The sequence below is a fragment of the Mesorhizobium vachelliae genome, from assembly GCF_033977325.1.
Taxonomy (GTDB): domain Bacteria; phylum Pseudomonadota; class Alphaproteobacteria; order Rhizobiales; family Rhizobiaceae; genus Mesorhizobium; species Mesorhizobium vachelliae.
On sequence record NZ_JAVIIR010000002.1, the window covers coordinates 493,172 to 512,987 of the forward strand.

The 19,816-nt window shown below is 65.0% G+C and carries 23 protein-coding genes; 11 read left to right on the plus strand and 12 right to left on the minus strand.

Annotation, left to right across the window (positions count from 1 at the left end):
* Positions 1-18: 18 nt before the first annotated feature.
* The 7 genes from RFM41_RS05940 (at position 19) to RFM41_RS05970 (ending at position 4,311) form a co-directional block, all read left to right on the plus strand.
* Positions 19-243, plus strand: coding sequence for a putative signal transducing protein (locus tag RFM41_RS05940; RefSeq protein ID WP_040991013.1), 225 nt, complete (start codon positions 19-21; stop codon positions 241-243).
* A complete protein-coding gene (locus tag RFM41_RS05945; protein WP_320246367.1) occupies positions 243-1,034 on the plus strand; it encodes a tRNA1(Val) (adenine(37)-N6)-methyltransferase in 792 nt (263 codons plus the stop codon). The genes RFM41_RS05940 and RFM41_RS05945 overlap by 1 nt, the downstream gene beginning before the upstream one ends.
* A 139-nt stretch (positions 1,035-1,173) precedes the next feature.
* Complete coding sequence (locus RFM41_RS05950; protein WP_320246366.1) at positions 1,174-2,031, plus strand: S49 family peptidase; 858 nt, start codon at positions 1,174-1,176, stop codon at positions 2,029-2,031.
* A gap of 82 nt (positions 2,032-2,113) precedes the next feature.
* The gene (locus RFM41_RS05955) at positions 2,114-2,299 is read left to right on the plus strand and encodes a membrane protein (protein WP_027164591.1); all 186 of its coding nucleotides are present in this window, start codon (positions 2,114-2,116) and stop codon (positions 2,297-2,299) included.
* A 25-nt stretch (positions 2,300-2,324) separates the two neighbouring features.
* The gene (locus RFM41_RS05960; protein ID WP_320246938.1) at positions 2,325-3,218 is read left to right on the plus strand and encodes a 4-(cytidine 5'-diphospho)-2-C-methyl-D-erythritol kinase; all 894 of its coding nucleotides are present in this window, start codon (positions 2,325-2,327) and stop codon (positions 3,216-3,218) included.
* Positions 3,205-3,762: a molybdenum cofactor biosynthesis protein B gene (moaB, locus tag RFM41_RS05965; RefSeq protein WP_320246365.1), complete on the plus strand. Its 558-nt coding sequence runs from the start codon at positions 3,205-3,207 to the stop codon at positions 3,760-3,762. Before RFM41_RS05960 ends, moaB begins: the two co-directional genes overlap by 14 nt.
* Before the next feature lie 123 nt (positions 3,763-3,885).
* Positions 3,886-4,311, plus strand: coding sequence for a GFA family protein (locus RFM41_RS05970; protein WP_320246364.1), 426 nt, complete (start codon positions 3,886-3,888; stop codon positions 4,309-4,311).
* Between the two features lie 116 nt (positions 4,312-4,427).
* On the opposite strand, the gene RFM41_RS05975 is transcribed toward RFM41_RS05970, so the two are convergent.
* Both RFM41_RS05975 and RFM41_RS05980 read right to left on the minus strand, forming a co-directional pair.
* The gene (locus tag RFM41_RS05975; protein WP_320246363.1) at positions 4,428-5,402 is read right to left on the minus strand and encodes a hypothetical protein; all 975 of its coding nucleotides are present in this window, start codon (positions 5,400-5,402) and stop codon (positions 4,428-4,430) included.
* 198 nt (positions 5,403-5,600) lie between these two features.
* Positions 5,601-6,104, minus strand: coding sequence for a glycosyltransferase (locus RFM41_RS05980; protein WP_320246362.1), 504 nt, complete (start codon positions 6,102-6,104; stop codon positions 5,601-5,603).
* A gap of 148 nt (positions 6,105-6,252) precedes the next feature.
* Here RFM41_RS05980 and RFM41_RS05985 point away from each other — a divergent pair, with 148 nt between their 5' ends.
* Positions 6,253-7,407 (plus strand): PA0069 family radical SAM protein, encoded by a 1,155-nt coding sequence (locus RFM41_RS05985; protein WP_320246361.1) that lies wholly within the window; start codon positions 6,253-6,255, stop codon positions 7,405-7,407.
* 192 nt (positions 7,408-7,599) lie between these two features.
* Positions 7,600-8,298, plus strand: coding sequence for a ribonuclease HII (gene rnhB / locus RFM41_RS05990; protein ID WP_320246360.1), 699 nt, complete (start codon positions 7,600-7,602; stop codon positions 8,296-8,298).
* A gap of 123 nt (positions 8,299-8,421) precedes the next feature.
* Here the strand turns inward: rnhB and RFM41_RS05995 are convergent, their stop codons facing one another.
* The 7 genes from RFM41_RS05995 to RFM41_RS06025 all read right to left on the minus strand — a co-directional run bounded on the left by RFM41_RS05995 (position 8,422) and on the right by RFM41_RS06025 (position 13,983).
* Positions 8,422-8,913 carry a F0F1 ATP synthase subunit B gene (locus RFM41_RS05995; RefSeq protein ID WP_320246359.1) on the minus strand — a complete coding sequence of 164 codons (492 nt, stop codon included), beginning with the start codon at positions 8,911-8,913 and terminating at the stop codon, positions 8,422-8,424.
* A gap of 11 nt (positions 8,914-8,924) precedes the next feature.
* Positions 8,925-9,506, minus strand: a complete 582-nt coding sequence (locus RFM41_RS06000) for a F0F1 ATP synthase subunit B (RefSeq protein ID WP_320246358.1) — start codon at positions 9,504-9,506, stop codon at positions 8,925-8,927.
* 61 nt (positions 9,507-9,567) lie between these two features.
* Positions 9,568-9,792, minus strand: a complete 225-nt coding sequence (locus tag RFM41_RS06005) for a F0F1 ATP synthase subunit C (RefSeq protein ID WP_027164582.1) — start codon at positions 9,790-9,792, stop codon at positions 9,568-9,570.
* Positions 9,793-9,866: 74 nt separating this feature from the next.
* The gene (locus tag RFM41_RS06010) at positions 9,867-10,628 is read right to left on the minus strand and encodes a F0F1 ATP synthase subunit A (RefSeq protein ID WP_320246357.1); all 762 of its coding nucleotides are present in this window, start codon (positions 10,626-10,628) and stop codon (positions 9,867-9,869) included.
* Between the two features lie 65 nt (positions 10,629-10,693).
* The gene (locus RFM41_RS06015) at positions 10,694-11,086 is read right to left on the minus strand and encodes an AtpZ/AtpI family protein (RefSeq protein WP_320246356.1); all 393 of its coding nucleotides are present in this window, start codon (positions 11,084-11,086) and stop codon (positions 10,694-10,696) included.
* Positions 11,087-11,352: 266 nt separating this feature from the next.
* Positions 11,353-12,534, minus strand: a complete 1,182-nt coding sequence (locus RFM41_RS06020; RefSeq protein ID WP_320246355.1) for a cell wall hydrolase — start codon at positions 12,532-12,534, stop codon at positions 11,353-11,355.
* A gap of 171 nt (positions 12,535-12,705) precedes the next feature.
* Entirely contained in the window at positions 12,706-13,983 is a 1,278-nt protein-coding gene (locus RFM41_RS06025; protein ID WP_320246354.1) for an MFS transporter, read from the minus strand.
* A gap of 115 nt (positions 13,984-14,098) precedes the next feature.
* Here RFM41_RS06025 and RFM41_RS06030 point away from each other — a divergent pair, with 115 nt between their 5' ends.
* Positions 14,099-15,019: a LysR substrate-binding domain-containing protein gene (locus RFM41_RS06030; protein WP_320246353.1), complete on the plus strand. Its 921-nt coding sequence runs from the start codon at positions 14,099-14,101 to the stop codon at positions 15,017-15,019.
* Positions 15,020-15,022: 3 nt separating this feature from the next.
* On the opposite strand, the gene der is transcribed toward RFM41_RS06030, so the two are convergent.
* Together der and RFM41_RS06040 are read right to left on the minus strand one after the other, a co-directional pair.
* Positions 15,023-16,450, minus strand: coding sequence for a ribosome biogenesis GTPase Der (gene der / locus RFM41_RS06035; protein ID WP_320246352.1), 1,428 nt, complete (start codon positions 16,448-16,450; stop codon positions 15,023-15,025).
* Positions 16,451-16,456: 6 nt separating this feature from the next.
* Positions 16,457-17,122, minus strand: coding sequence for a tetratricopeptide repeat protein (locus RFM41_RS06040; protein ID WP_320246351.1), 666 nt, complete (start codon positions 17,120-17,122; stop codon positions 16,457-16,459).
* 204 nt (positions 17,123-17,326) lie between these two features.
* Between RFM41_RS06040 and RFM41_RS06045 the strand changes: the two genes are divergently transcribed.
* On the plus strand, positions 17,327-18,337 hold the full coding sequence (locus RFM41_RS06045) for a polysaccharide deacetylase family protein (protein WP_320246350.1): 1,011 nt from the start codon (positions 17,327-17,329) through the stop codon (positions 18,335-18,337).
* Between the two features lie 117 nt (positions 18,338-18,454).
* Here the strand turns inward: RFM41_RS06045 and sbmA are convergent, their stop codons facing one another.
* Positions 18,455-19,732: a peptide antibiotic transporter SbmA gene (sbmA, locus tag RFM41_RS06050; RefSeq protein ID WP_320246349.1), complete on the minus strand. Its 1,278-nt coding sequence runs from the start codon at positions 19,730-19,732 to the stop codon at positions 18,455-18,457.
* Positions 19,733-19,816: the final 84 nt, after the last annotated feature.

Here is a 19,816-nt window from a genome sequence, read left to right on the forward strand (position 1 = left end):
ACCTGCGATTTTCGTTCCATGATCGAGCTTGTCCGCACCAATGACGCCGTCGTCATCTCCTTCGTCGAATCGCTGATGCGCGACGCCGGCATCGCCTGCTTCGTCGCCGACCAGAATATGAGCGTGCTCGAAGGGTCGATCGGCCTTTTGCAGAAGCGTGTCATGGTCGACGCCGACAAGGCCGACGTGGCGCGCCGCATCCTGAAGGATGCCGGCATCGAAAACGAAATCCGCCAGAAATAATGGCAACGACGATCGCCCCAGATACGCCGGCGCACACGGTCGATGCGTTCCATCGTGGACGCTTCTGGCTGGTGCAGCCAAGCCGGGGCGGCCACCGCGCCGGCATGGACGCCATGATGCTGGCGGCCGCCGTGCCATCCGGCTTTTCAGGCCGGCTCGCCGATTTCGGCGCCGGCGCCGGTGCCGCGGCCCTTGCCGTGCTGTCGCGCTGCCCTGCGGCGCGGGCGGTCCTCGTCGAGCGCTCAGCCGAAATGGCGGGGTTCGCCGCCGCCACGCTTTCGCATCCCGGCAACGCGCATCTCGGCGACCGCGCTTCGGTGCTGACGGCCGACGTGACGCTGGCCGGCCGGGCGCGGACCGAAGCCGGACTTGCCGACAATTCCTTCGATTTCGTCGTCATGAACCCGCCCTTCAACGCGGCGGAAGACCGCTCGACGCCCGACGAACTGCGCCGGCAGGCGCATGTGGCCGAGGACGGGCTGTTCGAGCGCTGGATCAGGAGCGCGGCGGCCGTGACGAAGCCGCGCGGCGGGCTGGCCGTCATCGCCCGGCCGGAGCAATTGGTCGCCATCCTCGACGCGATCGAGGGGCGCTTCGGCGATGCCGAGATGCTGTGCGTGCATCCGCGGCCGGACGCGGCGGCGATCCGCATCGTCGTCAGGGCGGTGCTCGGCGCGCGCGGTAAGCTGTCGATCCGTCCGCCGCTCACCTTGCACGGGCCGTCCGGCAACGCGCCGGCGGAACGGACGGAAATGATCAATAACGGCCTGGCATCGCTGTTCGGTGATTGATCCCAGGCGCGCGATGCGGCATTGCCGTTGGCCAGCGAATTCCTACATGCGCAAAGCAAGATGACGCTGTGCCCGTGAAACAGACCAACCGACCTGATCTCATCTTGCTGCTTTGCAAATCGACCGGAGACATTCCTTCGTGAAACGCCTCTTCAACCGCCTGCTGCCGAAATCCTGGCGCTCGACAGTCGTCACCATTCCGGTCATCCGGCTGCAGGGCGCCATCATGGCCGGCGGCGGCCAGTTCCGGCCGAGCCTGTCGCTCGCCTCGACGGCCGGCCTGATCGAGAAGGCGTTCGGCTTCGACGCGCCGGCGGTCGCCATCTCGATCAATTCGCCGGGCGGCTCGCCGGTGCAGTCGCGCCTGATCTTCAAGCGCATCCGCGACCTGGCGGCGGAGAAGAACAAGAAGGTGCTGGTCTTCGTCGAGGACGTGGCGGCTTCCGGCGGCTACATGATCGCGGTCGCCGGCGACGAGATCTTCGCCGACCCGTCCTCGATCGTCGGCTCGATCGGCGTGGTCTCGGCCTCGTTCGGTTTCCCTGAGCTGATGAAGAAGATCGGCGTCGAGCGGCGTGTCCACACCGCCGGGCAGAACAAGGCCGTGCTCGATCCGTTCAAGCCGGAGAAGAAGGAGGATGTCGAGCGGCTGAAGGCGCTGCAACTCGAAGTGCACGAGACCTTCATCGACCTTGTCAAGGAACGGCGCGGCGGCAAGCTGAAGGACGACCCGGACCTGTTCACCGGCCTGTTCTGGACCGCCAAAAGAGGCCTCGAGCTCGGCCTTGTCGATGCGCTGGGCGACATGCGCAGCGTGCTCAAGACCCGTTTCGGCGACAAGACGCAGCTCAAGCTGATCACCGCGCCGCGCGGACTGTTTGGCCGTTTCGGCCTGTTCGGCTCGCGCCTCTCGGCCCCCGATATCGCCGCTGCCGCCGCAAACGGCGTCCTCGATGCGGCGGAAGAGCGCGCATTGTGGGCACGCTTCGGGCTTTGAAAAAGCCATGATTGCGTCTAGCATAGCCGCTTGACCGACCCATTCGGCCGGCCTTGCCGCGAGAACGCGGGAGGAGTTTGAGATGCCGCAGATCATTTTCTTCGCTGTTGTCGGCGCCGCCGCTTACTTCGGCTACCGCGCTTTCGTGCGCGAGGCCGAACGCGTGACGGCCAAGATCCGGCGCACCGAGAAACAGGCGGCGAACGGCACGATGGGCACACTGGTCAAGGATCCCAAGACCGGCGAATACCGTCTGGCCAAGGACTGATCCCATCTCGCCAGCAGCCGATATTCTGGAGCCCGGCTTAGAGGTCCGGACGTGGCTTGCGCCCGCCAAGATCAATCTGGCGCTGCATGTCACCGGACGGCGCGCCGACGGCTATCATCTCATCGACAGCCTTGCCGTCTTCACCCGCTTCGGCGACCGGCTCGAGATCGAGCCGGCGGAGCAGGACGACTTCTCGGTGTCGGGCCGCTATGCCGCCGACCTGCCGCTCGACGACGGCAATCTGGTGGTCAGAGCCCGCGATGCCTTGCGGCGGGAAGCTGGCGCGCGATATGCGCCGCCCGTTGCCATCCGGCTGGAGAAGAACCTGCCGGTCGCGTCCGGCGTCGGCGGCGGCTCGAGCGACGCGGCGGCCGCGCTCAACGGTCTGGCGCGGCTCTGGAAGCTCGATATCAACGACAGTTCGCTGGCCCGGATCGGGCTTTCGCTCGGCGCCGACCTGCCGATGTGCCTCAAGGGCAAACCGCTGGTGGCGCGCGGTATCGGCGACGAGGTGTCGCCGCTCTCCGCCTTTCCGGCGCTCGGCCTCGTCCTGGTCAATCCGGGCGTCGCCGTCTCGACGCCCGACGTCTTCAAGGCGCTCGCCAGCCGCGACAACGGGGCGTTGCCGCCGCTGCCCACGCGCCTCGACTTCCACGCCGTCCGCAACTGGCTGGAGACGACGCGCAACGATCTCGAGGTCGCCGCCCATTCCATCCAGCCGGCAATCGGCGAAGCGCTCCGGGCGCTCAAGCGCGCCGACGCCGCATTCGCGCGTATGTCCGGCTCGGGCGCCACATGTTTCGGCCTGTTCGAGACGGGCAATGTCGCCAAGCGCGCGGCGATCGCGATCCGCGCCCGCCATCCCGACTGGTTCGTCGCTGCGACGCGCAGCATGGAGGTGAGCGATGGCGAAGCTTGACGAGAGCCGGCCCTTCATCCCGGTGCGCATCGCGGTGTTGACCGTCTCCGACACGCGCAGCCTTGCCGACGACAAGTCCGGCCAGACGCTGGCCGACCGCATCACGGACGCCGGCCACAGCCTTGCCGCGCGTGATATCGTGACCGACGATCGCGAGAAGATCCGCGACAAGGTGCTCGGCTGGTCGAAGGACGAAAACATCGACGTCGTCATCACCACCGGCGGCACCGGCTTCACCGGCCGCGACGTGACGCCGGAGGCGCTGGAGCCGATCTTCGAAAAGCGCATGGACGGCTTTTCGGAGGTCTTCCACCGCATCTCCTATGACAAGATCGGCACCTCGACGATCCAGAGTCGGGCGACCGGCGGCGTCGTCAACGCCACCTTCGTCTTCGTGCTGCCGGGCTCGCCCGGTGCCTGCAGGGACGCCTGGGACGGCATCATCAAGGCGCAGCTCGACTACCGCCACATGCCCTGCAACTTCGTCGAGATCATGCCGCGGTTGGACGAGCATCTGAGGCGCGGCGGCAAACCCACCTCGTAAAGCACAGGCAAAGCGCCCGATCGGCATCCGGTTCGAAGGCGAAATGGCGCTGGCGCCTGCGAGCAGCCATTTCGAAGCCGGCACCGGCACAGTAGCTTATGCGCGCAAACGAGGGACCGTGCCATGACCGTTCACAACGGCGGATGCCATTGCGGCAACATCCGCCTCAGCTTCTCCACCGCGCTCGACCCGGCCGGATTGGAAATCCGCGCCTGCCAGTGCTCGTTCTGCACCCGGCGCGGCTCGCGCGCGGCCGCCGACCCGAATGGACGCCTGAGCATCTCGGTCGAAGACAGGGCGCGGCTGCAGGTCTACCGCTTCGGCTTGCGCACGGCCGACTATCTCGTCTGCCGCGACTGCGGCGTCTATATCGCGGCAATCGCTGGCGAGGGTGACGACGCCAGGGCGATCGTCATCGTCAACGCGCTCGACGATCGCGAGTTGTTCTCGCGCGAGCCGATCGCCGTCCGGTTCGACGCCGAGACGCGCGAGCAACGCCTGGCCAGGCGCCGCAGCACCTGGATGCCGGCCGAGATCAGGGATCTCTGAGCGGCACGAGTCTAAAGCGCGTCGCGATCTTTCTGATTCGCTCCATGCGCTTTCGATTTTTGATTTTACGTATGTCTTTATCCCGAAACCGGTTCCCACTTTCGGGAGACATGCCTTTAGCGAATGACCGGCTCGCCATGAAACCGGCGCCGCGACGGCTTGGAGACGCCAAAGCCGATTTCCATCATCAGGCGTGGCGTGTGCGCGGGTACGGTGCCCATGTGGAAGCCGAACGGATCCTCGACGAAGCCGAGACCAGCCTCGCCCGTCAGCATGATCGGGCTTTGCTGGCCATAGACATCCAGCACCTCTTCGGCCGGGTGGCCGACCAGAAGCGTCAGTTGATGTTTGAGCACACGGCGCTTGTGGCTGCCACGGACATAGACATGCGGGCCGGTGCCTTCGTCGACCGGCACCAAGTAGAAGAAGAACTTCAGCATCCGCCAGTCGTCGAGATCGAAATGGTACTTGCCCAACGAGGCGAGGTTCTTGTCGGCATCGGACGCCTTGCCGGTCGGAAAACTCCACCACACGCGCGTGGTGATCAGCTTGGCCTGGCCGCCGAGATAGTGCCGGGCGATGTCGAGCAGCAGCGGGTCCTTCTGGATGGCGAGAGCCGCCGGGCAATCCAGGATGCGCTCGAAATAATGCCCGCTGAGCAGCGAGCGGCCGAAGCGCTTCTCGGCCTCGGCATGGTCGCCCGGCATGAATTCAAGTCGGCGGTCGAAATTGCCGAAGCAAGGTGTGCGCTGCGCGAAGGCGGCGATTTCCTGATGGATCGCCGGGGGCAGCATCAAACCCGAAAACAGGCCTTCGGCGCGCAAAGCCTCGAGCGCCGCCGCGCGGTCGGCGCCCGCGAACATCGTCTCTGCCGCACTGTCGAGAGGGCGGGCTCGTTTGGCGCCCAGCCAATGCATGCGCCGCCCTGGCATGGTTCGCGCCAGAACGAACATCGGCAGCCAGGCCGGGTTCTCGCGCAGGTCTTTCAGATAGGTCGGGATGCGAACGGCGATGCGCCTGAACAGGCTGCCGCCGCGGGCGATGGCCTCCAGGCTGGCCGGGCCTGAGTTGTCTGGGGTAGCAAGGTTCATCGGGTCCCTCATATGCATGGCGACCGACGAAGTGTCAGCCGCCTAACACTTCATCGTCACCCAAACCCGATTGCCCGCATTAAGCAGATGCTAATCTGCCTCCGGATTTTGTGCAATGCACAATAAAACGGGCTGACAAGAAATTTATCGCGCCGCCGTCCTCTCTTTCTCCTCTTGCGGGAGGGGGTGAGGCCGGCATCATTTCGGTGGCGCCACCCAGATTTCGGCGTTCAACCGCCTGGTCGCCAGGCCGCGCGCCAAGGCCTCGGCGCTGCGCGCGCTCTTCGCCAGCGCCGAGGCCTGGCGCTTGCTGATGACGAGCCCCTCGGCCAGCGCGCGGTTGCCTGAAAAGACGCGGGCCAGGAAAGGCGCGCGATCGGCCCGGGCGCGTGAAAAGCGCGCCGGCATGGTCTGCCTAGCCGTGTGCGCGACGACCTCGTCTATCCAGCCTTCGGCGAGCCGGGCTCCGGGCTCCAGAAGCAGCAGCCAATCTCCCTTGGCCTGGCCTATGCCCACGGCGATCCCGCCGGTCACGTAGTGGCAGCCGGCATGCTCGGCCACCCGATGCGTCTGGTCGGTCGAGCCCTGATCGCAGACGATCACGTCGCGCACCACGCCTTCGACCGCGCCGCCGACCAGCGAGGCGAGCGTGCGGGCAAGCCCCTCTTCGTCGTTCAAGGTTTCGATGAGAACGCTGAGCATTTTAGCCGAATAGCGGAAAGCGCGGCGATGCGCCAGTTGCGCGCTCCCTGCGAAAAAGTTCTTGCTTTGTTCTCATCGGCAAAATAGGAATAGTTTCATGAACAGAGCGATTCGACAGCCTGCCGACAGTCCTTGGGAGAGGGCGAAAATGGAACAGATCGTCCGCGCCGACATTGCCGCTTTCGGAGCAGGCAGAGCCGAAATGGCCAATGCGATGATCGAGCAGAGCGGCATGCGCGTGCGGCCCGACCGCAATCGCGGCCGCTCGGCCGGCATCAACCCCTCCGGCCGGTTCGAGCCGGTCAGCCGGCATGTGTTCGACGACGGCTGGAACTCGCTGGAGGAATTGCCGCCGTTCAAGACGGAGGTGCAGGTCGAGAAGCCGCGCACCATCATCACCCGCAACGAGTCGCCAGACATTTCCTTCGACCGCTCGATCAATCCCTATCGCGGCTGCGAGCATGGCTGCGTCTACTGCTTCGCCCGGCCGACGCATGCCTTCATGGGCCTGTCGCCGGGGCTCGATTTCGAATCGAAGCTGTTCGCCAAGCCGGACGCGGCGCGCATGCTGGACCGGGAGTTGTCGAAGCCGGGCTACCAGCCGCGCACGATCGCCATCGGCACCAACACCGACCCCTACCAGCCGATCGAGAAGCAGTACCGGATCATGCGCGAGATCCTGGAGGTGCTGGAAGCGCGCGGTCATCCGGTCGGCATCGTGACGAAGTCGGCGCTGGTGACGCGCGACATCGACATCCTGTCGCGCATGGCCGAGCGCGGCCTTGCCAAGGTGGCGCTGTCGGTGACGACAATGGACCGGATGCTGGCGAGAACCATGGAGCCGCGCGCCTCGACGCCGACGAAGCGGCTGGAGGCGATCAGGCAGCTTTCGGATGCCGGCGTTCCGGCCTCGGTGATGGTGGCGCCGATCATCCCGGGCCTCAACGATCCGGAGATGGAGCGCATCCTCGATTCGGCCAGAGCCGCGGGAGCCCGCGAAGCCGGCTATGTCATCCTGCGCCTGCCGCTCGAAGTGGCGCCGATCTTCAAGGACTGGCTGCTGCGTCATTATCCGGACCGCTACCGGCATGTGATGTCGCTGATCCGCTCGATGCGCGACGGCAAGGACTACGATTCGGAATGGGGCAAGCGCATGAAAGGCGCCGGTCCCTATGCCTGGCAGATCGGCAGGCGCTTCGAGATCGCCGCCAAGCGGCTCGGCCTCAATGTCGAGCGACGGCAGCTTCGCACCGACCAATTCGTCGCAGGCTCCGGCGCCGGCGAGCAGCTAATGCTGCTTTGATATCTGCGCCGGCCATGACGGCCGGCGCCAAGCAATTCCAGGCCAAGCGATTTTCCGCCTGGAATTGCCGTCCTTTCAAATCCCGTCCGGCCCTTGTCCCCCGGCCGTGAGACGGTGCCTTCCCGGTCCGACGCCCCATCCGACCCGGAAGGACTTGCGGAGAATCGGAGCCGATGCGAACCTCGCCGCACCATGGCTCGCGCGCGTTCCGATTCTCCGCTTCTCTTTGAAATGGTCGAGAAGCCCGACTTCTCGATCGAGACGAAGGCGATGGTCGACGGGCTGTGGCCGGTCGCCGGCATGGACGAGGCCGGCCGCGGACCGCTCGCCGGTCCGGTGGTGGCCGCCGCGGTGGTGCTCAATCCCGCCAATATCCCGGATGGCCTCGACGATTCCAAACGCCTCACCCATTTGCAGCGCGAGGCGCTGTTCCTCAAGATTCTCGGCTCGGCGCTGAGCATATCGATGGCTTCGATCAGCGCCGAAGGCATCGACAACAGCAACATCCTGAAAGCAAGCCTCGAAGCGATGCGCCGCGCTGCCGCGGGTCTCTCGCTGCAACCGAAACTCGCCTTGGCCGATGGCCGCGACGTTCCGCCCGGTCTCGCCTGCGAAGGCCGGGCGCTCATCAAGGGCGACCAGCGCTCGCAGTCGATCGCCGCCGCCTCGATCGTCGCCAAGGTGATGCGCGACCGCATGATGTGCGGCTGCGGCGGACATCACGAGAATTACGGCTTCGAAGTGCATATGGGCTATGCCACGGTCCGTCACCGCACCGCGATCGAGATGCACGGGCCGGTGGCACGGCTGCATCGGGCCTCGTTCGCGCCGTTCAGGCTGGGTGGGGCGGAAGTGGCGGAAGAGGAAGAGAGCTTCGCCGGGCTGGATTGAGGCGGCGCTCGTGACGGCTGATCTCCCCACAAGGGGGGAGATTGACAGCTTCAGCGCCCCGCCTCTTCAAAAAAAAGCCGCCGGGTTGCCCAGGCGGCTTTCTCATTCGTAGCTGCGATCAGCTCAGTTCAGCTTGGCCTTGACGTCATCCAAAGCCGACTTGAACAGATCCGCGCCTGCCTTGACGTCGACCTTGGCGGCGAGCAGCGCGCGGGCGGCTTCGACGGCGATGTCGACGGCCGAGGCGCGCACTTCGCTGACGGCCTCGCGCTGGGCCTGGCTGATCTTCTGCTCGGCAAGCGCGGTGCGCCGGGCGACATAGTCCTCGGTCTTCTTGGCCGCTTCGGAAGCGAGCAGCTCCGCCTCGCGCTTGGCGGCCGCGACGATGTCGGCGGCCTCCTTCTCGGCTTCCTTGCGCTTCTGCTGATACTGACCAAGCAGTTGCTGGGCTTCTTCACGAAGCTTACGCGCTTCCTCGAGCTCAGTGCTGATCTTGGCCGCGCGGGCGTCGAGCGACTTGGCGAGCATGCCCGGCACCTTCAGATAGATGACGGCGCCGAGGAATATGAGCAGGGCGATGGTGGCCCAGAGCGTGGCGAGTGATGTGGCGTCCATGATTCCGCTCCTCACCGGCTCGCGGATTTGACCGCGGCCGCGATCTCGGACTTGTCGGCCTTGCCGCCGACAAGCGCCTCGACGATGGCCGACGTGGTGTCCTCGGCGATCGTGCCGACTTCCTTCATCGCCTTGGCCTTGATCGAGGCGATGCTCGCCTCGGCCTCGCCAAGCTTCTTCTCAAGCTCGGCCTCGAGCTTCTTGCGCGTATCCTCGGCTTGCGCCTTGGCTGCGTCGTTCGCCTGCTGGCCGATCTTGTTGGCGTTGGCCTTGGCCTCCGCCAGCTCCTGCTCATAGGCGGCTACGGCGGCATCCGCCTCGCCCTTCAGCCTAGCGGCATGGTCGAGGTCCTGGGTGATGCGGTCGTTGCGGACATCGATAATGCTGCCAAGACGCGGCATCACAACGCGCTTCAGGAACAGATAAAAGAGCCCGAAGGTGATGACCAGCCACAGGATCTGCGACGGGAAGGTCTTGGCATCGAACGGCGGGAACGCTTCATGCTCCGCGGCAGGCACGGCAGTGCCAGTATGCGTATCGCCCTCGGCCGCGGCCGGCGCTGTTTCTTGCGCATAGGCAGATGTCACGAACATCTCATTCCCCTGTCCATGGAACGGGGCCGCACCATGCGGCCCCTTTCGTCAGCTCTCAATCTTACTTGAAGACCAGGAGCAGAGCGATCAGGAGCGAGAAGATGCCCAGAGCTTCGGTCACGGCGAAGCCGAAGATCAGGCGGCCGAACTGGCCATCGGCAGCCGACGGGTTGCGGAGCGCGCCCGAGAGGTAGCTGCCGAAGATGTTGCCGAGGCCGATGCCCGCGCCGCCCATGCCGATGCAGGCGATACCAGCGCCGATAGCAGCTGCTGCAGTTGCGTCCATTTCAAAACTCCTGTGGTTTGCTTGTTCGTTGCAGTTGGTACGTTGGGTATGCTGGCGCCGTGGCGCCGGTAAAATCAGTGGCTCGGGTGCAGGGCGTCGTTCAGATACATGCAGGTCAGCACCGCGAAGACATAGGCTTGCAGGAAGGCGACCAGCAGTTCGAGCGCGGAGAGCGCGACCGCCATTGCAAGCGGCAGGACCGAGCCGGCGATGCCGACGGCACCAAACGCGCTCAGGCTGACGACGAAGCCCGAGAACACTTTCAGCGTGATGTGGCCGGCCAGCATGTTGGCGAAAAGACGAACCGAGAGGCTGACGGGACGCGAGACGAAGGAGATGATTTCGATCGCCACCACCAGCGGCAGGAGATAGCCCGGCACGCCATGCGGCACGAACAGCTTGAGGAAGCCGAAGCCGTGCTTGGCGAAGCCGTAGACGAGGACCGTGCCGATGACCAGGATCGCCAAGGTGAAGGTGACGATGATGTGGCTGGTGACGGTGAAGAAATAGGGGAACAGGCCGATCAGGTTGGCGACCAGCACGAACATGAACAGCGAGAACACCAGCGGGAAGAACTGCATGCCCTGCTTGCCGGCGGCATCGCGCAGCATGTTGCCGACGAACTCGTAGGCCATCTCGGAGACCGACTGCAGCCGGCCCGGGATGAGCGCGCGGCTGGCGGTGCTCATATAGAGGAAGGCCGAGGCCAGCACGATCGTGACGACCATGAACAGGGAGGAGTTGGTGAACGAGACGTCGTAGCCGCCGATATGCAGCGGGATGATCGGATGGATCTGGAACTGGTGGATCGGATCGACCTTGTCAGCAGCAGCCACTTTAAATCCCCGTCAAAGCCACAACCGGCTTCTTAAGTTCGCTTCAGCGCCTTGCGGCGCCCACTTCATTCTTTCCGCTCAGGCGGCTTGCCGCCCTGGCCGAATTCGGATGCCAGTCCCGCCGAGCGCAGGACATTGAGTATACCGGCGCCAAAGCCCAGCAACAGGCCGACGATCAGACCCCAAGGCGCTGTTCCCGCCAGGCGGTCGATGATCCAGCCCAAGCCGACACCGACCACCACCCCGGCGATGAACTCGCTGGACAGTTTCAGCGCCTGACCGTAACCGGTCGCAGCTTTCGCTTCGTCTTTCCCCTCGAGCCGGTCCGTGCGTCTCGTCGCAAGCGATGCTTCGAGATCGCGCCGGCGGCGCTCAAGTTCGTCGTCGCGGATGGTGGCTTCTGGCTGCCTGCCGCGGCCGGTTTCTCCGGTTCCGTCTGGCCCGGTTTTGTCGGCCATCGCAACCCCCCTGCCCGGGCAGACGATTGCCGTCCGTCCGCTTCTAAAGTCGCCGGCAACATAGTTAGAGGGTCCGCGCCCGTCAAGCCACGGGCCGAACTTCCAAGTGATGTATTTTTTTCAGTTAAATCAATGGTTTATCGAGGTGCGACATCGTGCCCTTCACGCCCGCGTGAGGACTCGGGGCGAATCCGCGCGGCAAGCCGCCTCCGCTGGAGCATTCCGGGTGCCGGAGGAAGGACGGCCAGGAGCCTCGTTTAGGCGGCTCAGCTCCAGCCGCCGCCATAGGTGCGGTAGAAGATATGCAGGCCGATCCTGGTCATGCGCTGCATGGCGCGCGCCCAGCCCGGATGGACGTAATTGGCATAGTAATGCGTCGATGAGCCGACCTCGGGAATGAAGATCTTGCCGGCGGTCACCGCCATGGCGACCTCCTGGGCGGTCTTGTAGGAAGCCTGGTCGGTGATGGTCTTCTTCCTGCCGTCGCAGGCGAAGGAGAACTGGCAGCGGTTGAACCAGTCGTCGTTCTGGTAGACGACGCCGCAGATAGTCTTCGGATAGGCCGGGTTGCGAACGCGGTTGAGGATGACCTGCGCCACCGCGGCCTGGCCGCGCACCGGCTCGCTGCGCGCCTCGAAATAGATGCCCTTGGCGAGGCATTCCTGTTCCGGCTTGGAGAAGACGGCCGCCGGCAAAGGATTCTGCAGCCAGGCGTGGTCGCCCTTGCCCATCGGCGGGATGAAGCGGCCGTTGTTCGGATCGTCCTGCAGCAGCGCCTCGAAGGGCGAGGCCTTGGCGTAGTCCGGCGCGGACTGGGCATAGGCGGTGGCGAGGATGTCCGGCTTGTTGTTGTTGACGAGGGCGACAAGTGCTGCCGGCAGGTCCGGATCCGGCTTCTTGTCCTCGCGCAGATGGAAGGCCTGGGCGATCTGCACTTCCTTGCCCTTGATGCCGGGCTTGGCGAAGGTGAGCTTCAGGCCGCTGTCCATGCTGGGACGGATCAGCGAGGAGGTGCGCTCGAAAATCGAGCCGGCGCTGAAATTCTTGGGCGGCGCGACCGGCGAGACGTGGACGATGCGGCCCTTCTTGTCGGCGCGCACGACGCGATCCTCATCGGGCGTCGCGCCCACAGCGCTGCCCTTGCCGCGGAAGGCGACGGTGCCCACGCCCGGCAAATTCACGCCGGAGCCGGAGAGCGAGCCGGTGGCGGTGGAATCGACGAACGGCATTTCGGCGGCATGCACCGAGCCGGCGGCGGATTTCTCGATATAGGCGTTCCAGCGGACGCCGGACGATTCCAGGCCGGAGATAAGGCTTGCCATATCCTGATAGGCGACGGCCGATGGAAAGCCGATCCAAATACCGAGCCCGAGCACCAAAGGAGATAGGAAGGAACGTTTTTTCGCAACGGCGGCGGCAGCAGGCCGCATGGAAACGCGTCGATGCACGGAACTCTCCAGAACGCTACTGACCCCGGAGAGCCAAAATGAAGCATTAACCTTGATGCGGGGTTAACGACATCGATCATGTTCTTTTCATGTTTGAGGAAAGCCGGCTTGCAATTTTCACGGCAGGCCGATGCAGAATCAGGCCTGGGGTGGATACATCACGTCGGTGAATCAGGCCTGTCGCAGGAAGATCGGCCAGGCCAGCGCCGCGCAGACCGCGGCCGACAGCCACACGCCCGGCCATGCGAAAGCCGCCAAGATCCACGGGATGGCGATCGGCACAAGGCAGAAGCCGATGAAGACAAAACTGTTGGCAAGGCTGAGCGCGGTGCCGACATGGCCGGCCCCGGCAAGCGTGGCAAGCTCGGTATAGGCGACACCGTGCCAGGCGGAGACGGATATGCCGGCGACGACGACCATCAGCGGCAACAGCAGCACCAGCAACGGCGCGCCGGCGGCTCCGATCACCAGCAGCCAAAGCACCAGGAAGGCCAAGGCGCTCAACGCGCTGCAGACTTTCAGGAACGGCCGGCGGTTGCCGTGGCGGTCGGTGAAGCGCCCGCTCCAGACGCGCATCACCATGGCGCCGGTCTGCACGGCGGCGAGGCTCGCACTGGTCACAAAGGTGCCCATGCCGGCAAAGTCGTGCAGGAAGACCGAAGCGAAGGTCAGCACCGCGACCTGCGGGAAGCAGAGCAGGCCGATCGCGGTCGAGATGCGCCACACCTCGATGTTGCGCAAGGGCGCCGGACCGCTTGACGCGGCGGCGGCGCGAGCACCGCTTTCGACCGGCGGCTCATGCAGCCAGCGCCAGGCAAACCAGGCCGACAAAGCGGAGACGGCCGCGAGCAGGCCGAAGACCGCGCTGAAGCCCAAAGCCAGCGCCAGGGACGGCAGGACAAGCGCGCCCAGCCCGCCGCCGAGCGGCACCGCCGTCTGCCTGATGCTCATGGCGAAGCCGCGCTCGCCTTCGCCGAACCAGCCCATGATGGCCCGACCGCTGGAGCCGTTGACGCTGCCGCCGAGGAGGCCGGCGACAAGCAGGCTTGCCGAGAGCAGCGCGATGCCCGGTATGGCTGTCTTCGTCGGCACGACGAGCAGCGCCATGATGAAGAGCCATGCCGCCGTCGCGCCAAGCCCGGTCAGGAGCACGCGACGGTCACCCCAGCGGTCGGTGAGCACACCCCAGGGTAGCTCGCTCAGCGCCACGCCGAGACCGAGAAGCCCCAGCGCCAGGCCCAGCGAGGCATTGTCGAGGTGGTAGCCCTGGCGCATCACCACCGCGGTCGCCGGGATGCCCGAGAAGGTGGCGGAGAAGCCGGCATTGGCCGCGACGCCGATGCCCAGCACCTTCCAGCGATGGTTAGGCCCGAAGGCGCGGCGAGCGGGCGCGCCGGCAACATCTCCCGAAGGCCGCTGGCAGTCATTTCGTGTGACGATGGCGGACATGGTTCTATTCCCGTGACGGCCGTCTGACAGCTTGACGGACGGGATGTAGCGCCATAGCTTCATCCATAAAATCAGGAATTTTTTGACAAACAATCCTGAAAATCAGGACAATTCCATGCGCCGCATCACGTTCGACCTCGATGTCCTCAGGACCTTCGTCACCGGCATGGAGCTGGGCAGCTTCGCCAAGGCGGCCGAACGGCTGGGACGTTCGACGTCGGCCGTCAGCGCGCAATTGAAGAAGCTGGAGGAGCAGGCGGATACGCCGATCTTCCGCAAGGCGGGGCGCGGCCTGGCGCTCACCGAGGCCGGCGAGACGATGCTCGGCTATGCGCGGCGGCTGATCGAGCTCAACGACGAGGCGGCCTCCGCCATCCGCGACGTCGAGCTGGAAGGCTGGGTGCGGCTCGGCCTGCAGGAGGATTTCGGCGAGGCGGTGCTGCCCGAAGTGCTTGGCCGCTTCGCCCGTGCCCATCCCAAGGTGCGGATCGAGGCACGAATCGGACGCAGCCATGAGCTGGCCGAGCGTGTGCTCTCAGGCAATCTCGACATCGCGCTCGCCTGGCATGACGGCACGACCCTGCCCTACAGCCGGCATGTCGCCGACGTGCAGGCGCGCTGGATCGGCCCGGCCAAGCCGATTGAGGCCGCTCCGCACAATGGCGAGCCGCTGCCGCTGGTGGTGTTCGAGGCGCCGTGCCTGCTCAGAACCGTGGCGACGGAAACGCTCGACCGCGCGGGCATGCCCTGGCGCATGGCCTTCTCGAGCCCCAGCCTCGGCGGCATCTGGGCGGCGGTGGCGGCAGGGCTTGGACTGACGATCCGCACCGATATCGGCCTGCCCGCCAGTGTCAGGGCGATCGCGCCGGGCGTGCTCGGGCTGCCGGCGTTGCCGATGATGGCGCTGCATCTGCACCAGAAGGATGCCGAGCTCGACCCGGTGGCGGCGCGGCTGGCTGAGATATTGCTGCAGGCGGCGCTGGAGACGCTGCCGGAGGGGGCGCAGGCCTATGACGTGCTCAGGAAGGTCGCCTGAGCGTCACCGCTTCTTCGCCCGACCCGCAAACGGATTGTCGGACGTGCGCAGCGCCATGCGGATCGGCACGCCGGGCATGTCGAAGGCCTCGCGCAGGCTGTTGGTCAGATAGCGGACATAGGATTGCGGCATCGCGTCCGGGCGCGAGCAGGAGACGACGAAGCCCGGCGGCCGGGTCTTGGCCTGGGTGACGTATTTGATCTTCAGCCGGCGGCCGGCGACGGCGGGCGGCGGATGATGCGCGAGGATGCCTTCCAGCCAGCGGTTGAGCTTGCCGGTGGAGACGCGGCTGTTCCACACCTTGTGCGTCTTGATGACGCTTTCCATCAACTTGTCGAGGCCGCGGCCGGTTTCGGCCGAGACCGTCACCGCCTGGATGCCGCGCACCTGGGGCAAGAGCCGCCCGGTCTTCTCGCGCAGCTCGGCCAGCAGCTCCTGCGGGTTGTCGATGAGGTCCCATTTGTTGAAGGCGATCACCGGCGCCCTGCCCTCGCGGATGATGAGGTCGGCGATCTGCAGGTCCTGCTTCTCGAAGGGAATGGTGGCGTCGAGCACGATGATGACGATCTCGGCGAAGCGGATGGCGCGCAGACCGTCCTGCACCGAGAGCTTCTCGAGCTTCTCCTGCACCTTCGACTTGCGCCGCATGCCGGCGGTGTCGAACAGCTTGATGCGGCGGCCGCGCCAATCCCAATCAACCGAGATCGAATCGCGCGTGATGCCGGCTTCCGGACCGGTGAGCAGCCGCTCCTCACCGATCAGCGCGTTGATCAGCGTCGACTTGCCAGCGTTGGGGCGGCCGACGACGGCGATGCGCAGCGGCTTGGTGTCGTCATAGGGTGTCTCAGCGTCCGGGTCGGTGATGTCCTCGCCGATCAGCACCTCGCTGGCGGCGATCTCATCGCCGTCGTCTTCGTCCTCGCCGAGCGCGCGCTCTTCGCCCAAGGCTTCGACCACCGCGTCGCGCAGGTCGGGCATGCCCTGGCCGTGCTCGGCCGAGACCGGGATCGGCTCACCGAGGCCGAGCTCCCAGGCTTCCAGCATGCCGCCTTGGGCGCCGCGCGCCTCGGCCTTATTGGCGACCAGCACCACCGGCTTGCCGGATTTGCGCACCACGTCGGCGAAGGTGCGGTCGTCGGGCATCAGGCCGGATTTGGCATCGACCGTGAAGAAGATGAGGTCGGCCTCGCGGATGGCGATCTCGGTCTGCTGGCGCATGCGGCCGGGCAGCGTCGAAGCGGCCGCGTCCTCGAAGCCGGCGGTGTCGATGACGTCGAAATGGAGATCGTAGAGCTTTGCCGCATGGACGCGGCGGTCGCGCGTCACGCCCGGCGTGTCGTCGACAAGCGCCAGCTTCTTTCCGACCAGCCGATTGAAAAGAGTCGATTTGCCGACGTTAGGCCGGCCGATGATGGCGACTTTGAAGCCCATCCAGGATCACGACGCGTTGCCCGACCCGCGGATCAGCTCGGACATCAGCTGCGCGCGCTGGCGCACATTGCGCGGGGCGGCGTCGTCCGAAGAGATCTGGTCGAACAGTTTGAGCGCGTCGGCCGACTTGCCGTCCTTCCAGGCGGCAAGGCCGAGCGCCTCGCGCGCCGAATGGCGCAGCGGATTGGTGTCGGCGGTGAGCGCCTCGATGCGGCTGGAGACGTCGGCGTAGGAGCCGTGGTCGACGAGCAGCAGGGCGGCCCTCAGCCGCGCGATGTCGCGGATGCCGGCGGGAATGGCGTTGTCGGCGGCCACCTCGTCGAAATCCTTGACCGCGCCGTCGATATCGCCCTTGTCGGCCTTGACAGTCGCGGCGCGCATGCGGGCGAGCAATGGATAGGCGCCGTAGCCGTCCTTCTCCAGCTGATCGAGCGCGGCGATCGCTTCGTCGTTCTTGCCGTCATTGGCGAGCTTCAACGCAGCCGAGAAGGCGTCGCCCGAGCGGTTGGCGCGGCTCTCGTCCCAGTAGCGGTAGCCGACGACGGCTGCCGTTCCCAGCACGATCAGGATGGCGATGCCGAGAATGGCCGGACCAAAACGATCCCACAGCGCCTGCGCCTGCTCGCGACGAATCTCTTCGTTGACTTCGCGGATAAAACTGTCGTCCGACATCAATCAAAAACCATTGCTGCCCCGGAAGGGGGCGCTTCTTGAGCCCCGCGTTTTAGCGAAATTTTGTCGGCATGGAAGGGGGCGGGCTGGAAAATCGGCTGGGAATGCCCGGTGCCCACAGGGCTTGCCCGAACGCAACCGCGCCACATTTGCGCGATAGCCGGCTTCCGATCAGCGGGAGACCTTCCCGCCGGAAGGTTGCCAATGCTTCGTTCGTACCGCGTCCTTGCATTCAGTCTCGCCTCGCTCGCCTCAGCCAATGCCGCCTTCGCCGATCCGCCGAAATCGCCAGCCGCCTCGCCGGCCAAACCCAAGCAGGTCGTGCTGATCTCATTCGACGCCGCCCGCGAGATCTCGCAATGGGAACGCAGCCGGGCGCTGGCAAAGCGCACGGGCGCGCATTTCACCTATTTCCTGTCCTGCGTCTTCCTGCTCTCGCCTGAGACGCGGCAGGCCTATGCCGGACCCGGCAAGGCCGCCGGCAAATCCAATGTCGGCTTCGGCGCCTCGAAACAGGACGTCGCGGACCGGCTCGAGCAGGTCAGGCTGGCGGCTGCCGAAGGCCACGACATCGGCAGCCATGCCTGCGGCCATTTCGACGGCAAGGCCTGGAGCAAGGCGGACTGGCTGGCCGAATTCGCGTCCGTGCGGCGCATTTTCGAAAACGCCTATGCGATCAACGGCATCCCGGAACCGCCCGACTGGCACGATTTCGCGCATCATGCGCTGGTCGGATTCCGCGCGCCCTATCTCTCGACCGGCAAGCCGCTTTACGAGGCGCTGCCCGAGGCTGGCTTCCAATATGACGCCAGCGGCGTTTCGAACGGCCCGGCCGTGCCGCCGACCCTGAACGGCACGACCCGCTTCGCCCTGCCGCTTATCCCGGAGGGGCCGAAGGCGAAACCGGTGGTCGCCATGGACTACAATCTCTATGTCCGCCACTCAGGCGGCACCGAGAAGCCGGCCATGGCGGACGCATTCACCGGGCGCGCCTATCAGGCGTTCCGCGCCGCTTTCGATGCCCAGTACAACGGCAAGCGTCTGCCGCTGGAGCTCGGCTTCCACTTCACGCTGATGAACAACGGCGCCTATTGGAACGCGCTGGAGCGCTTCGCCGGCGAGGTCTGCGTAAAGGCGGACGTCGAGTGCATCAGTTTTCGCGACTATGTCGCGCGCCAGCGCGCCGGCCTGGCCCAGGCGAGCGTGGGCGGCTGACTGGACAAGCCGCGCCCCTAAAGCGCGTCGCGATCTTTCAGATTCGCTGCACGCTTTAGGTTCTTGATTTTTACGCATGTCTCCCGAAACCGGTTCCCACTTTCGGGAGACATTGCTTTAGCTTACCGGCTGATCTTCGGGGCGCATGCCAGCCCGCTCGCGTTCCAGATAATGCTGATCGATAACCGGCAGTTGTTCACCTTGCAGCGTCGCCTCGAAGGCACGCAAACGTTTGTGCACAGACTGCAGTTCGACAATCGTCGACCAGGAATTCAACAGGAACTGCAGCGAGTTCGTCACCTTGCCGAACGCGTTCGAGATCTGGTTCAGCGCGCCGAACGTGATCTTGTGCGCGACCAGCGAAGGCCCGAGGATCAGCAGCGAGAAGATGTTGTCGGCCTGCAGGTAGGTGTAACGAACAACGTTGAAATAGATGTAGTGGAAATAGAGCTTGAAATAATTGCGGCGGACATTGGTGAACAATTGTGTCGTCGTCGCCGGCTGAGCCCGGTCGGGATGATCTTCGCCGTAGACAAGCTCCTTGCGATAGGCTGCCTCGACACGCTGGTTGCGGAACTGCAGGCCCGGCAGCTTGAGACCCGCCACCATGACGGAAATCGTTCCGAACAGACACCAGCCCAATGCGGCAACGACCAGTGGTTGCGGGACCGCCCCGATGATCGGCAATTCGGTGATGTGAGCCTGCAGCTGAATCAGGACCGGCAGAAAGGCGATCAGGGTCATGATCGACTGAACGAAGGTCGAGCCGAGATCTTCCATGATCTGCGAGAAACGCATCGTGTCTTCCTGGATACGCTGCGAAGCGCCCTCGATGTGGCGCAGCCGGCCCCAATTGGCCATAAAGTAATCGTTCATCGCGGTGCGCCAACGGAAGATCCAGTGGCTGACGATGAAGGCATTGACCACCTGTACGTTCATGCCGACCAGCGCCAACCAGGAGAAATCGGCCAACCCCTTGTAGAATTCCGCGTTGGTCGAGGGAGTCGTTCCCGACATCAAGCCCTGAACGTAGTCGAAGAACGGGCCATACCAATTGTTGACCGCAACTGAGACCTGAACGTTGAAATAGATGAAGAACAGGATGACAGCGGTCATCAGGATCGACCAGTTCTGCCACGGGTGCGGGGCGTACCAGCTCCAGAAGGCGTAGAAGATCGCCACGCAGGCCACGAAGTAGATGTAGAACCACAGGAACGGCTTCGACCACAGCACCGCGATGCCGATGATGGGCGGCGTGCCGGCCGCTGCCGGCGGCAGGCCGAAGACGGCGCCCAACTGCTCGCCGCCGAAGAACCAGAACAGGATCGCGGCAAGGCTCCAGACGGCGGCCGATGTGAAGAAGAGCTTCGGCTGCGGGAAGAAGGATACGAACACTGTGGCGGGTTTCCTCGGTCTGACCGCAAATCAGCGGCGTTGCTGTTCGGCGGGCATAAGGTCACACATCAGCGGGAAAGAAAA

Coding starts and splice junctions, on each gene's coding strand:
- RFM41_RS05985 (WP_320246361.1), top strand. CDS start 6,253: ATGGAACAGATCGTCCGCGCCGACATTGCCGCTTTCGGAGCAGGCAGA.
- RFM41_RS05955 (WP_027164591.1), top strand. CDS start 2,114: ATGCCGCAGATCATTTTCTTCGCTGTTGTCGGCGCCGCCGCTTACTTC.
- RFM41_RS05970 (WP_320246364.1), top strand. CDS start 3,886: ATGACCGTTCACAACGGCGGATGCCATTGCGGCAACATCCGCCTCAGC.
- moaB (WP_320246365.1), top strand. CDS start 3,205: ATGGCGAAGCTTGACGAGAGCCGGCCCTTCATCCCGGTGCGCATCGCG.
- RFM41_RS05995 (WP_320246359.1), bottom strand. CDS start 8,913: ATGGACGCCACATCACTCGCCACGCTCTGGGCCACCATCGCCCTGCTC.
- RFM41_RS05945 (WP_320246367.1), top strand. CDS start 243: ATGGCAACGACGATCGCCCCAGATACGCCGGCGCACACGGTCGATGCG.
- RFM41_RS06025 (WP_320246354.1), bottom strand. CDS start 13,983: ATGTCCGCCATCGTCACACGAAATGACTGCCAGCGGCCTTCGGGAGAT.
- RFM41_RS06045 (WP_320246350.1), top strand. CDS start 17,327: ATGCTTCGTTCGTACCGCGTCCTTGCATTCAGTCTCGCCTCGCTCGCC.
- RFM41_RS06015 (WP_320246356.1), bottom strand. CDS start 11,086: ATGGCCGACAAAACCGGGCCAGACGGAACCGGAGAAACCGGCCGCGGC.
- rnhB (WP_320246360.1), top strand. CDS start 7,600: ATGGCTCGCGCGCGTTCCGATTCTCCGCTTCTCTTTGAAATGGTCGAG.
- RFM41_RS06030 (WP_320246353.1), top strand. CDS start 14,099: ATGCGCCGCATCACGTTCGACCTCGATGTCCTCAGGACCTTCGTCACC.
- RFM41_RS05940 (WP_040991013.1), top strand. CDS start 19: ATGATCGAGCTTGTCCGCACCAATGACGCCGTCGTCATCTCCTTCGTC.
- RFM41_RS05980 (WP_320246362.1), bottom strand. CDS start 6,104: ATGCTCAGCGTTCTCATCGAAACCTTGAACGACGAAGAGGGGCTTGCC.
- RFM41_RS05975 (WP_320246363.1), bottom strand. CDS start 5,402: ATGAACCTTGCTACCCCAGACAACTCAGGCCCGGCCAGCCTGGAGGCC.
- RFM41_RS06000 (WP_320246358.1), bottom strand. CDS start 9,506: ATGTTCGTGACATCTGCCTATGCGCAAGAAACAGCGCCGGCCGCGGCC.
- RFM41_RS06040 (WP_320246351.1), bottom strand. CDS start 17,122: ATGTCGGACGACAGTTTTATCCGCGAAGTCAACGAAGAGATTCGTCGC.
- der (WP_320246352.1), bottom strand. CDS start 16,450: ATGGGCTTCAAAGTCGCCATCATCGGCCGGCCTAACGTCGGCAAATCG.
- RFM41_RS06005 (WP_027164582.1), bottom strand. CDS start 9,792: ATGGACGCAACTGCAGCAGCTGCTATCGGCGCTGGTATCGCCTGCATC.